This window comes from Paenibacillus sp. P4_E11, assembly GCF_056401635.1.
This window is the reverse complement of the sequence record NZ_JBFUIX010000117.1, coordinates 1-13475: the sequence shown is the minus strand read 5'-3', so window position 1 is coordinate 13475 and position 13475 is coordinate 1. Positions and strand designations below refer to the sequence as shown.

At 48.8% G+C, this 13475-nt stretch carries 12 protein-coding genes; 8 read left to right on the top strand and 4 right to left on the bottom strand.

Annotation, left to right across the window (positions count from 1 at the left end; genetic code table 11):
- The first annotated feature begins 85 nt into the window (after positions 1–85).
- Positions 86–1774: an S-layer homology domain-containing protein gene (locus tag AC1DWB_RS27885; protein WP_477544367.1), complete on the top strand. Its 1689-nt coding sequence runs from the start codon at positions 86–88 to the stop codon at positions 1772–1774.
- Between the two features lie 416 nt (positions 1775–2190).
- Here the strand turns inward: AC1DWB_RS27885 and tnpC are convergent, their stop codons facing one another.
- On the bottom strand, positions 2191–3657 hold the full coding sequence (gene tnpC, locus AC1DWB_RS27880; protein ID WP_477544366.1) for an IS66 family transposase: 1467 nt from the start codon (positions 3655–3657) through the stop codon (positions 2191–2193).
- Between the two features lie 21 nt (positions 3658–3678).
- On the opposite strand from tnpC, the gene AC1DWB_RS27875 reads away from it, so the two are divergent.
- Complete coding sequence (locus AC1DWB_RS27875) at positions 3679–4266, top strand: 3'-5' exonuclease (RefSeq protein ID WP_477544365.1); 588 nt, start codon at positions 3679–3681, stop codon at positions 4264–4266.
- A gap of 182 nt (positions 4267–4448) precedes the next feature.
- Here the strand turns inward: AC1DWB_RS27875 and AC1DWB_RS27870 are convergent, their stop codons facing one another.
- Entirely contained in the window at positions 4449–4643 is a 195-nt protein-coding gene (locus AC1DWB_RS27870; RefSeq protein WP_477544364.1) for a tautomerase family protein, read from the bottom strand.
- Positions 4644–4797: 154 nt separating this feature from the next.
- Positions 4798–5646, bottom strand: coding sequence for a molybdate ABC transporter substrate-binding protein (gene modA / locus AC1DWB_RS27865; protein WP_477544363.1), 849 nt, complete (start codon positions 5644–5646; stop codon positions 4798–4800).
- A gap of 169 nt (positions 5647–5815) precedes the next feature.
- On the opposite strand from modA, the gene AC1DWB_RS27860 reads away from it, so the two are divergent.
- Together AC1DWB_RS27860 and AC1DWB_RS27855 are read left to right on the top strand one after the other, a co-directional pair.
- Complete coding sequence (locus tag AC1DWB_RS27860; RefSeq protein ID WP_477544362.1) at positions 5816–6769, top strand: substrate-binding domain-containing protein; 954 nt, start codon at positions 5816–5818, stop codon at positions 6767–6769.
- A 128-nt stretch (positions 6770–6897) separates the two neighbouring features.
- Positions 6898–9963 (top strand): heparinase II/III domain-containing protein, encoded by a 3066-nt coding sequence (locus AC1DWB_RS27855; protein WP_477544361.1) that lies wholly within the window; start codon positions 6898–6900, stop codon positions 9961–9963.
- Positions 9964–9975: 12 nt separating this feature from the next.
- On the opposite strand, the gene AC1DWB_RS27850 is transcribed toward AC1DWB_RS27855, so the two are convergent.
- Complete coding sequence (locus AC1DWB_RS27850) at positions 9976–10767, bottom strand: M55 family metallopeptidase (protein WP_477544368.1); 792 nt, start codon at positions 10765–10767, stop codon at positions 9976–9978.
- A 165-nt stretch (positions 10768–10932) separates the two neighbouring features.
- On the opposite strand from AC1DWB_RS27850, the gene AC1DWB_RS27845 reads away from it, so the two are divergent.
- The 4 genes from AC1DWB_RS27845 (at position 10933) to AC1DWB_RS27830 (ending at position 13440) form a co-directional block, all read left to right on the top strand.
- Positions 10933–11778: a protein-glutamine gamma-glutamyltransferase gene (locus tag AC1DWB_RS27845; RefSeq protein WP_477544360.1), complete on the top strand. Its 846-nt coding sequence runs from the start codon at positions 10933–10935 to the stop codon at positions 11776–11778.
- 157 nt (positions 11779–11935) lie between these two features.
- Positions 11936–12250, top strand: coding sequence for an HD domain-containing protein (locus tag AC1DWB_RS27840; RefSeq protein ID WP_477544359.1), 315 nt, complete (start codon positions 11936–11938; stop codon positions 12248–12250).
- Between the two features lie 42 nt (positions 12251–12292).
- Positions 12293–12556, top strand: a complete 264-nt coding sequence (locus AC1DWB_RS27835; RefSeq protein ID WP_477544358.1) for a hypothetical protein — start codon at positions 12293–12295, stop codon at positions 12554–12556.
- Positions 12553–13440: a class I SAM-dependent methyltransferase gene (locus tag AC1DWB_RS27830; protein WP_477544357.1), complete on the top strand. Its 888-nt coding sequence runs from the start codon at positions 12553–12555 to the stop codon at positions 13438–13440. Before AC1DWB_RS27835 ends, AC1DWB_RS27830 begins: the two co-directional genes overlap by 4 nt.
- Positions 13441–13475: the final 35 nt, after the last annotated feature.

Here is a 13475-nt window from a genome sequence, read left to right as displayed (position 1 = left end):
AAGTGCCAGCGTATAACGAAACGTTATAAATGTATGCGTTTGGCTATCGTATTGCATTTTCTTGGGAAAGGAGGTGAGAGAACGAATGAACAAAAAAACAAGATCTCACTATGCGAAGGTGGAACACAACCTTATAAAAGAGAGGAGTGGAATAAGTTTGCTGAACAAAACGATGTTGAAGAAAACGTCCAGTATGCTTGCAGCGGTGATGATCATCTCGATGCTCGTCCCCATCCTGGCTTTCGCTGGACAAGCTTGGTTCAAGGATGTTACGTATAACTCGAATGGTACTGTTACAGGTCAAGTCTATTTCGATACAAAACCGGGGGTCACAGATAGTGTTTATCTCAATGTGTACTCGAATCAAAACTTGATCTCGACTGTTACTCATGTAACCTATGATGTTTACAATAACGGCTATTATTATTATAATTTCTCTTCTTCCGTAATAGACTCGACCTACAACCCGATTACATTGGATGCTCTAATTAACGGGAACAGTTGGGGCGTATCGGAAGCTGTCTACAAACAATTGGCTCCGCCGACAGGATGTACGAATTGCGGTGGCGGCGGCGGTGGAGGAGGCGGAATTTTCCCTCCAACTAACAAGGATACGATCGAAGTAACGAACGGTGTTGTGGACAGCGAGACGTTGAAGAAAGCACTGGCTGACTACACGAATGTAACCTTGATTGTAAAAGGCGACACCGTGCAAATCCCGGCATCTGCTCTGATCGAGGCTTCCAAGAAAGAGGGAGCGACGATCACGATCGTAGGGAACAATGGTACATACATTCTCCCACTTTCCGTATTGGACCTGGATGAATTGGCGAAACAATTGGGCGTTGATGTGAAAGACTTGAAAATCAACGTTGGTATTGCGAAAGTAACAGGGGCAACAGCTACCGACATTGCGAATGCGATTGCTGGTGTTGGCGGAGTTTCGATCGCCGATGCTGTAGATTTCACACTGACAGCAGAAGGTAAAGATGGGAAGAAAGTAAACATTGATTCCTTCGGAAACACTTATGTGTCCCGCCAACTGCCACTTACAGGCAAGCCATCCAAACCAGCGACAGGGATTGTGTACGATCCGACTAGCAAGAAAGTCAGCTTCGTTCCAAGCACGATCGCGGAGAAGGATGGGAAATACACGGGCACGATTCAACGGAACTCGAACAGCATCTACACGTTTATCGAGTTGGAGAAGTCGTTCACCGATATTAACTCCCACTGGTCGCAGTCGAACGTAGAGCTGCTGGCTAGCAAGTTGATCGTGGACGGTGTAACCGATAAGTTGTTCGAACCGGATCGCAACATCACACGTGCTGAATTCGCGGCACTGCTTGTTCGGTCACTCGGTCTTCAGACCGTGTCGGGCTCAACTTACTTCAATGATGTAACAGCAAACGAATGGTTCGCTGGTGTTGTCGGCGCAGCTGCACAAGCGAAGCTGATCGACGGCTACGAAGATGGAACGTTCCGTCCAAATGCCCAGATCACGCGCGAAGAATTGGCAGCTATGGTCGTTCGCGCCCTCAAATATGCTGGTGTTGAAATCAACATCGATGCTGCTAAGCAAGCTCAGCTTCTATCCAACTGGAGTGATGCTAAGCAAATCATTTGGGGTCATGCGGAGATTGCCGCTGCGTTGGAAGCCGGCATCGTGAACGGAATGACGGACACGACGCTTGGTACGAATCAAAACGCGACTCGCGCCCAATCGGCGACGATGTTGAAACGCTTCTTGACGAAAGCCGATTTCATCGACTAATCGTCTGGTAGGCAGTAAAAGACTTGCACCCGATGGCTTAGCCTGAGGGTGCAAGTCTTTTTTTGTTTGCTGTGGGGTTTTCGTTATTGAGTTTCGTACGGGTCACGCCTTGGAAATTAAGGTAATGCATAAATATAAATATAAATGTATAATAATTCAGTGTTAATATACTTGGTTTATAGATAAAACAGAATTGGAACAGGTGCGTACCCAATAAGTAAAAGGAGAGGATTGGAATGAAAATAACATTTCTAACGCAGGAAGAATATGTTGTACAAGATATTCGTATTAATGGATTGCATAATCAGAAATTTTGTGTATTTGATTTGGAAGGTACAGGTATAAATTTCGAAACTGACCACATCACTCAAATCGGAGCAGTAATATTACATAACGGGTTACTACTTAGGTCCTGTTTAGAATTGGAGACGTCCGTGAAGTGCAGAAGAGAGGGATTCGAGGATCGGACGTTGTTGTTTGAGAAGGGTTGAGATGACCGAGCGAATGCGAGCGAACTGTTGAGCCCCTGCGAGTGTACGGAAAGCGCCGGAAATTTTGGTCTTCACCTTGACCATGCGAATATCTCGCTCGGCTTGGTTATTGTCAAATGGCACGTGGGCATCTCGAAGAAAGGCAAGGATAGCGGATTTCCGTGTTTCGAATCGCTCTGCTAAATTCCCAGCCTTCCCTTTGGCTTGTCTGCCGCGTGTGCCCTCTTTCTTGACAACCAGGTCTTTGCTCCATTCTTCTTTGCCGCGAATCAGGATGTCGTCATAATGCTGCTCGATTTCGCTGGTGACAGGCCCCATCAAGGGCTCGCCGGATTCGCGTGCAGTGCGCGCCATCTTCCAGCTTTCTTGCAGCAACGTCTTCATGTCCCTCGCCCACTGATGCTTGTCGTTCTCGATGATGCCCTGACATTCACGGAGAAGATGGGCGTTACACAGGGCATGGCGGAATGAAAACAACTCTTGATTGAAGTACGGTCCGTAGCAGTCATGGACGACCGTCCCCTTGTAGATGTGCAGGATGCCCCCTTCGGCCATCCCCTTGGTTCCCCGGCTGTTGTGAACGATTAGCTGCGTGTACTCGCTATTGCTCGCGCAATGCATCCAGACCCCGCTGCCGCCCACGCGAAAGCCCGTTTCATCCGCGTGGATGACCGGGCTACGGAGCAGGTGCTGGCGGATCTGTTGCTCTGCCGGTGCCAAGGTGGTATACATCTGCTGCAGATGCGCCAGCAGCGTGGCTTCACTTGGGCCATGACCAGTCAAGTCTTCGAAGAGCTGGGCAATTCGTTCCAAGGGTAACAACTGATAGGCGCTCAGATAGCTGGTCCAGGCCTGCAGCGTTTCACCATACTGAACGGGAGCTTTTACTCGTTCGGGAAAAGCGGCGGTACTTATGCTCCTGCAGGACGGGCAGCATTTCGTTTCGGCTCGGTGTTCGGTGACGATCCACTTCACAGGAGGCAGGTCGAATACTTGCCGTGCTTCAAACCCGTGAGCCGGGACGCCCGCCAGAGACTCCTGGCAGGAGGTGCACGTCAGATGCGGATGAACCCGAATCTCATCGGGTTGCACCACGGCAAGCAGCGTCTGCCCGCGATGGCCTTTAGGCGCTCCCTTTTTGCCGCCGGATTGGCGGAGGTTATTGGTTTTCCGAAATCCGTCGCTGGAAGGCGGTTTGCTGCTGTTGTTACTATTTTGACCGAGCTGGCGCTCGAGCTCCTGAACGCGTTGTTCTAGTTCTACAATACGCTTAGCCTGTTGATCGATGACCTTAGCCTGTTGATTGATCACCTGCAACAAGGCTGTGAAAGCGTCGATAATGTCGGGGTCACCCTTGCAAATGGAATAGACATGTTCGGGGGACATATACATGACTGACGCTCCTCTCTCAGGTTGGGATATCCTACCTTTTCGACGTCAGGAGTTGTATCCCCTTTTGTTAGAAAGAAAAATCCCTGCTTCAGCAGGGAAGTCCTAAGTAGTAACCATAACGGGGAGATAATAGCGCAATTTAATTCACTTGTTAAATCACCTAAGCCCATTCCAACAAGTGTAGAAAAACTAACTGGCATTACTAATGAGGCTTTGCTCAATGCACCGTCATTTCCTGAAGTCTTTAGACAATTTCTTGATTTTTGCAAGGGGACAGTTCTAGTTACACAAGCTGGTTATGAATATGATATTCATATGTTAGAGAATCATTGTCGTAGCTATAATTTACCGTTATGCAATAATCCAATAATTGATACTAAGGTTCTTTTTGCTAGTATTCATAGAGAAATTAATGAGATCATTTCAACAAACTTTTTAATCAACTACTACTTCATTAATGATAAAGATATAGCTCGACACGATGCATTAAGTGATTCTATTTTGATAAGTAGATTTTTTGCATTGATTTTAAAAGAATATGAAGTAAATAATATCTCAGATTTCATTATTGAAGAGATGAAAATAAAAAGGTTTTTGCTCCCGATTTAGTATCCAGAGATACCCATTGCGTAAACTAGGGGCGAATTTATGCATTAATTGGTATCTTCGCAGGAATTAACTCAGGTGCGGAAAATCCTGTTAGGAACAGGAAGATTCACCTTGCCACAGGACACTCAAATCATTAACGGAACCGAATATGTATACGAATACGATTGGACATGGGGCGAAAATTATTGCTTTCGGAAATCATCGGTCAGAACACCYGAAAATCCCCAGTTTTCATCTTCAATTTCTTGAATGACAATATGAGTATGTTCAGGTTTTTTACCAAGTACACTAACAAGAGTCTCTGTAAATTCTTTTACTATTTGGGCTTTTTGTTCACGAGTAGCACCCTTAGTTATTTGAAGATTGATATAAGGCATTATTTCCCTCCATTTTCCAACATAGAAGCACCCCTCCCATGACAACGACAAAACAGAGTGGCTGCTCACCACTCCATATTCGACAACGCCATTTCCATATCCTGCTGGGGCGAGGCCAGATGGGGTGTGGTAAGCGAGGAATCTCCCCATATCATTACTCAGGAATAGTGAACCCGTATTTTACAAACACAGCCTGAGCTTCTTTACCCTGGAGGTACGAGTAAAAGTCGGCGGATTCCTTGCTATGTTGGGTTGCCTTGACAATCCCAGCTGGATATACAACTGGTGTGTAAGTAGTAGGATCAACAGCAAAGGCGATCTTCACTTTAGTGGAGCTCAGCGCATCGGTCTTGTACACAAAACCAACTTCGGCATTCCCGGACTCTACATAGGTAAGCACTTGACGTACATCTTTGCCCTGCACGATCTTGGCTTGAAGTGAATCCCACAGTGCCGCACTCGTTAACGCTTCCTTCGCGTAGCTGCCAGCGGGTACAGTTTGAGGTTCCCCAATAGCCAAATATTTGATGGTGGGCGCTGTTAAATCGCCTAGTTTCTGCACAGTTATTTTGCCATCGGCYGGTACCACCACAACCAAATCATTCTTCAACAAAGTTTTTTGTTGGGAAGCATCGATCAATTGCTTATCAACTAAGGTTTTCATGTTTTTGGTTGCGGCGGATACGAACAAATCTGCTGGAGCCCCTTGTTCGATTTGCTGCTCTAGCGTTCCCGAGGCGCCAAAGTTGAAGTTTAGCTTGATCTGTTTGTTTTGTTTCTCATAGAGCGGTTGAATTTCTTTCAACACATCGCTTAAGCTGGCAGCTGCAGAAATGAGGAGTTCCACCTGTTCAGTTGGGGCTTTAGTTGCTTGAGAGACTGCTGCTGGTGTCGTACTGGTTGCAGGTTGATCCTTAGAGTTGGAGCTGGTACATCCTGCGAAGATCATGGATATGATTGCTAAACACAGCCAAACATAATTAAACCTAATGGTTCGGAACATTTAAACCCCTCCATATGTGATTATCTATCTATTTAGATATAAATAGAATGATTCAGATATATCCTATTATATTGAAGTACATATATTTAGTAAACAGTCAGCATTGATAAATACAATCCTTCAACTTATTATTAATTATAACGAAACCGCGCTGATATGGAGGACGACCATGACTGCTGACCTATCTTACACAACGGAAGAAATCGCGAAKCTTTTGAAAATATCGAAGCTGACGGTCTACGATCTAATTAAAAAAGGGGATTTGCCCGCTTATCGTGTAGGTAAACAAATGCGCATCGATGCCACGGACCTAGAAGCATATAAAGCTCGTGCTAAGAGTGGACATCCATATGCTCACAAATCGGAAATAATCGAAGCGTCCGCACCTCACCAGTCCATTGCAACTCCATCCTCCCTTCACTCGCTTGTTATAACCGGGCAAGATATGAGTCTAGACATTCTGGCCAAGCATATCGAGAGGAACATCCCGCGCTATAGGCCGCTTCGTGCTTACGTAGGAAGTCTGGATAGCTTAATCTCCATGTACAAGGGGGAATCCGATATAGTCAGCACGCATTTGCTGGACGGTGATACGGGGGAATACAATCTACCCTATATCCGGAAAATATTGACCGGTTCTTCCTATATCGTGATGAATCTCGTAACCAGATCGGCTGGACTATATGTGAAACAAGGAAACCCCAAACACATCGTCGGCTGGGCCGATCTCAAGAAACCAGATCTCCGGATAGTCAATCGTGAGAAAGGTTCGGGTGCACGCGTTCTTCTGGATGAGCAGCTCCGTCTTCATGGAATTCCGTATCAACAATTGATCGGGTATGAGCAGGAACAATCGAATCACATGGGTGTCGCGGGGAAAGTGGCTACCGGGGAAGCAGATGTTGGCGTAGGCATCGAGAAAGCGGCCCATATGGTTGGGGGCGTTGATTTCATTCCACTAATTCGGGAGCGCTACGATCTGGTAATGTTGAAAAAACCGCAAAATCTGGAGTGGATTGAGCAGGTTAAGCATGTTCTGCGCTCTGAATCGTTTCTGAATGAACTGCGGCCGATTCAAGGCTACGACATATCACAGACGGGTCATATTTTATTCGAGACTTGATCTTCCATTCTAGTGCATCTCCTCATATTCGTCATAGACAGATTAGGCAGTAGTGTTCATAATGGAAAGCGAATGACAAGTATGATACATGTAAGATGCATGATAAGACTGAGAGGGAGGCTGTACAGATGAGCCATGTGAAGACTCGAAGTACATACTACACACCAGGTAAAGTAAAGGCAGCAAGGGACAATGTACAGAAGTATGAATGGGCTACGGTAATCCGTGACGAAGCAGTCGCATATGCGGATCAGATCGTCGAAAGAGGGCTGGATTTCATCTGGGAGCTGGTACCATCGCAACAGCTGCCACGCAGCTATCAGACCAATCAGATGCTTGGAAACTTAAGTCCACTGTCCGATGCGGCGCCAGCCGACAATCCACTCAACAAACTAGGCAATTATCCATGGCAGGCCGATCCGTTGAGTGCTCCTTGGAAATTAACGGACCCAACGACTGGCTGCTCATTCCCGACTAACGATTTCACCGCTTATTATCGCAGTGGACTGGATCGTAAGGGGGAGTTCGATCCTGTGCTAGCCGACCGTAGATTGCTTGTGAATACGCTTTATCCGGAAAAGGGACCGACCTGGGGAGTGGATGATGGATTCGGTTGGAAGGACCCGGAGAGTGGCTATCTTTATACATTCATAGCTTATTACACGCACTGGTTTTTGTGGTTCGGGGCACAGGCTGCGATTCTTCGGAGTGTGATATCGCTGCGGGATGCCTACTTGTACACGGGGGATGTTGTGTACGCTCGGTTCGGCATCGTACTCCTCGATCGGATTGCAGACATATACCCGAGCCTGGACGTAAGCCTCCAGGATACGAAACTATATTTGAACTCTCACGGTGGGTCAGGACATGGCAAATCCGTCGGCTGCATCTGGGAGACGAGCACCGTGAAGACACTAGTCAGCGCCTATGATGCTTTCTTCCCTGCCCTGGATGAGCCCGAAGTCGTTCGTTTCCTGAGTGGACAAGGTGAGAAGTACGAGCTCTCACCTAAGATGATATCATCTCATATCGCTGCGAATATCGAGGATGGGATATTGCGTCAAACGTTCGAAGGGTTCAAAACCGGGAAGATTCGGGGGAATAACGGCTTTCATCAAAGTGCGTTGGCCTATGCCGCTGTTGTAATGGATTCTGATCCAGAAACGAAGGAGTGGCTGGATTATACGTTCCAGGCCGGTCAATATTCCCGCAACCCAGAGCGGGTGACAGGAGGGAACGTGTGGAACACGCTTGTGAATGACGTGGACCGCGACGGTCATGGCGATGAAGCAGCGCCTGGTTACAATCGGCTCTGGCTGAATACATTCCTGATGGTTGCTGACGTATTGGAAGGGTATGATCGCTATCCGGAGGCGGACTTGTTCCGCAATGTGAAATTCCGCAAAATGTTCCACAGCGTATATCCTCTCACGATGATCGGGCGAGATACGGCACAAATCGGGGATACGGGGATGACCGGCAATCCCGGTACACTGTTGAACATTGCCGAGACGGTACTGGCCTTTCAGAAGTATGGCGATCCGATATTCGCTCAAGTCGCCTATTGGTTGAACGGTGGGCATATCACCGGGATACACGGCAACATATTCATGGACGACCCGGAGCGAATCGCCACGGACATCGCTCAAGTGATTGCAGATCATGGACCGTTGAATCTGGATAGCATCAACTTGACGGGTTACGGCTTCGCGGCGTTGCGGGACGGGGAAGTGAAGGCGAATACGTTGCGCGATGTGTGGGTGTATTATGGAGTAAATAACCGGCATGGTCACCGCGACACGTTGAACATGGGGCTGCATGCGTTCGGACTCGACTTGATGCCTGATCTGGGCTACCCTGAACAGGCGAATTCAATAGACCGGCACCGGAAGGAATGGGTGATTAATGTAATCAGCCATAATACGGTACTCGTCGATCGCCAGAAGATGCGGATTCAAGAAGTGGGACTGCCGAAGCATTATGATCAAGCTGGCATCGTGCAATTGATCGACGTGGAGGCGCCCTATGTATATCCGCAGACTGAGCTGTACAAGCGGACGACTGCGATGATCCGCGTGGATGACGAACACTCCTACGTTGTAGATTTCTTCCGCGTAACAGGGGGATCCGAGCACCATTTCAGCTTCCATAGTGCAGAAGGAAGCGTAGCGACCGAAGGGTTGCGCTTGGAATCCCAGACGTCCGGTACGTATGCCGGGTCTAACACGGAGTTCGGAATTAAGCCGGTGACAGACGGTAGCAATGAGCCGGCAAGCGAATATAACGGGGCCGGTTTTCACTGGCTGCGGAATGTGCAGAGGGACATGCAGCCAGCATCGTCATTCAGTGTCGATTGGAACGTGAAAGATACGTGGAACGTGTTGGGTCGCGGCCATGGAGCGGAGACGGATGTTCACTTGCGGTTGACACTGTTGACCGATGTGAATGACGTGGCACTTGCAGACGGCGTGCCACCCCGCAACAAGATAGGTAATCCGACCGCCCTGCGGTATATGATTGCCCGTAGAGACGGTGCAGGTCAGCCGCTAGACAGTTTGTTCACATCGGTCATTGAGCCCTATGCGGGTGAACGGTTTATTCGGTCCATCGAGTCAGTTGAGGTAAGCAAGCACGGACAGATGGTAGGGCATCTGGAGGCTAGAGCGGTCAAGGTGCAATTAACGACAGGGCGCACAGATTACATCTTGATTGCGACCAATAAGGAAGAGACGTATACGGTAGAGGGGCGCATCGAATTCAGCGGATTCTTCGGATTGTATGCGGAATTGGACGGGGCTACGGTTCACCGTTATGTACAGGATGGGACGATCCTGGGTCTAATCGGGAATAGTAAGTTCGACAGATTGGGTAGAGTGGAAGGAACGGTGCTTGATTTTACGAAGGAGTTAAGCCTGAACAACGAGATAGAAGTCGCGGTTATCGATGGAGCTTCCGTAGCGACAGAGCTTCTCGTCGGGGCCAGCATCTACATCGAGAACGATAACAAACGAAACGCCGTGTACCGAATCCAGAGTGTGGAACAACCGGGCGATGGAATGCTGCGGCTGCAGATCGGCGACACGACGCTTATTCGTTCCTACAAGCAGAATGACGATCCTGCCCAGGGATTTACGTACGATATATCGGAAGGGGCAGCATACTATATCCCGCTATCATCGACTTTCTCAGCTTAAGTCATACTTGCATTAAAGTGCTCTGGACAACAACCGGATCAAGTCGGTTTCCTTTGTTCGAATCGTAAGACCGTCTAATCGCTCGGTATGAATACCGTCACAATAACGTCCGTCGGCTAAGTCCGTGCTCAAATAATGAACAGTCAGCTCATAAGGGCCATCGATTGAATGCGGTTGGCAAGCTTCCCGCTTGTTAACTGCTTCTCCGATGGCCTCTTTGATCTCCGAGCGTACTTTCTGCGGCGGGGTGAGCAGCGCACTGTGGCGTCCCCAAGCCTGCTTGGTGCAATAAGTAGTGACGTTCTGACCGAGCTCAAGCTTGGCTTCTTCACATGTCTTGTCGTCGCCTGTGACGAGGAGAACCGGGACGCCGTATCGGGCCAGCAGCATGCTGTCCAAGCCGATTTCCCCGATTGGCCTTCCATTCAGCTCGACCGAGGTAAAGGCACGACTGGAGTAAGTATGATCGCGCACCGCTTCAGCCCTGCCGGCCATAGCATGATAACCGACCAGCAGCGCACCGTCGAAGGACGAGTCTATGCCGGGAAATCGTTCCTTGAATGAAGTAGCTCCCATGAAGTAAGAAGCTCCTGGGTGCAGCTTGTCCGGAATGAAGTTAATGCCGGTCGCGTGCATGTCCCGTACGATGATTTCCGTAGCCCCTGCTTGCAGCAACCCTTCCACTACAGCGTTCACCTCTTCGGTCAGCAGCCTTCTGCCTTCCTCATACATCGGTTCACCCTTCATCAATTGTGAAGAATGTATAATTCCAGCAATACCTTCCATATCCACACACACATACATTTTCACCCAACATCCAGCTCCTTTCTAATAAAAAGAATCTGGGTGTATCTTACCACTTCAGCCCTACTGCGTAAACTCGTTTTTTGCCAGCTGTGTAGCCGATCTTAGGCAACTGTCATATTATGCTAGCAGCACGATTACCGTAAAAGGAAGGCTGGAATTACCATGATTCTCATTGGCGGGTCTCCTGCCCCGATTGATAGCTCGTCTTTATCGATGACGGAAAAGCAGATATTGGCCGATATACAAAGATCGCCTGTCACGTATAACTACAACTCGATGGAAGAACTCATCTTCGAACTTCGTTTAAGAGCGGGTACAATCAAGTCGGCCCTTGATCTGGGAAAAAGTGGAGCTACATTCGCAACACTGCGCAAATCCAAGGCCAACCCGATGTTCTGGATTCGGACGGAACAGGGCGGCTTTCAGCAACGACCAGGGGTAGCGCCAGCAGATGCGATTCGAGATATTTTTTACAACGGCCGATTGTATGCGTTCGAATGTGCCTCAGCCGTCATCATCATCTTGTATAAAGCGGTCCTGGATCTGATCGGCGATGAGCTGTTCAACCGTTACTTCAATAACCTGCTGCTCATGACGACGAATACCGACCGTGATCTTGGGCTGACGACGATCAAGACGACTACTGAGATGTTTCCAGGAGACATTCTGTACTTCAACAACCCGGATTACGACCGTAACAAACCGGAATGGGCCGGAGAGAATGTGATCAAGGTCGGGAAGAACGCCTACTTCGGCCATGGCATCGGCGTAAATCCAGCGGAGGGCATCATAGCGGAATTGAATCGGCTCAGGCGCAGATGGCCGAGACGCTCGGCTTATTTGCTCGATCAGGCAACTCATCCCAACTATGCTTATCTGTACAGCTTAACTACAGGGGGGAATGCTATTCCGTTCCAGAGTCGGCGCGATATCCCAGTCGGTCAAGGTCCACAGGTGGTTCGCATCGGAGAGCGGATTGGGCCGGATCACGCGATATCTTTCCGCTAGGCTATACATGTTCAATCATGGCCGCTTTCCCTTTCATAAGGGAGGCGGTTTTATGCTTTATATAGGACTAAACAATTACAACTAATTAGGGTCTGTACAAGGGGCGCATTGTGCTATATCTTCATAAATACTACGCCCATAAATGGAGGCAAGAGACATGAACAGGGATCTGGAACCATTAACCGAGCTGGCATACCGCAACATGGGGAGGCGCAAGGCACACGCAGAACGGGAACGCGGATATATATTCTACCATTGTCAAAGAACGGCCAAACTCGCCATCAATCTGAGAAAACAACTCATACCGGACGACGACTCCCAGGATTTCGTTCTATATGTGGGAGGACTGTTCCACGACGTAGCCAAAGGCATTGAGCCCCACAATGAACGCGGCGCCGTTCTCGTTCAAGAAATCTTAAAGGGTCACGTAAGTTGTACAGAGCTAGAGCAAATTGCGGATCTTGTGCGTTGACACAATAAGCGGAAAGGGCCTGTTCCAGACACCGAGATTGTGATGCTGTTGCAGGATGCCGACATCCTCGATCATTTCGGAACGCAAGAGGTGTGGCTGAAGATCATGTATGGCGCCCACCACGAGGAGAGTCCATTTACGGCTATCGAACATTGGAACAGCGAGGGGCACAAGGATTATCACACGAAGATGCGCAGTCTGCTGAACTACGAGCTGTCCAGGCAGATTTTCGATGAGAAGGTCGCCTTCAACACCGCCTTTGCAGAGAGATTCACTCATGAAGCGAACGGGGGCTACTATGAATGACGGATACGAAGCATTGGGACGATAAGATCGATTATTTGAAGAGTACGAGATGGTTATATTTCAACGAAGATTACCTGGAATTTCTAGTCAAGCAGGTTTGGAAGTTCACGGATCACCCGATCAAGCTGGTGGACTTCGGCTGCGGGTATGGGGATGTGGGGTTGAAGCTGCTGCCACTGTTACCGGAAGGCTCCCATTACACGGGCATTGACAAGGGACCGCAGTTAATCGAGACGGCTAGACAGCTATTCAGTAGTTCTCCATATGCAAGCGAATTTATGCTGGGGGATGTGATGGAGCTACGTGGTGAGCAGAAGGCTGACGCTGCGATCTGCCAAGCGGTCCTTCTGCACATGCCCGACCCTAAGCGTGTTCTGGAAACGATGCGAGAGTTCGTGAGACCCGGAGGCAAAGTCATCTGTATCGAGCCGCACTGGAATTCGAGTATGGCGAACTTGTATTTCCATGAGATGGAGCAGACGAATACGTTCACATTGGGCATCTTGCAAAAGTTGTACCATAGCGACATGCTCCGCAGCGGGAAAGACGGCAATATTGGGGTCAAACTTCCCATCTATATGAGCGAGCTGGGCTTTAAGGATGTGGAGAGCCGGGTTAGTGATCGAGTGAACTACTTGCATCCGGGATTGGATGAAGCTCATCGGGATAAGCTGTTCCGTTCTATGAGTGAGGATGGCCTGGGCAGAGTAATTGAGAAGCAGGAAGTCTTCGTGCAAGGGCTGATGGGACGAGGGCTTAGCAGAGAAGAAGCGGAACAGATGTACAAGATGGAGGCGTACATGTCGGAACAATTCCGCGAGCACGGGCTGGACCGTTCCTCCGTTTGTACGCCGTCGATGAAAATTACATATGGAACCGTATAAGAGAATCAGGAATGGAGAGTAATGAATCAAGAAGG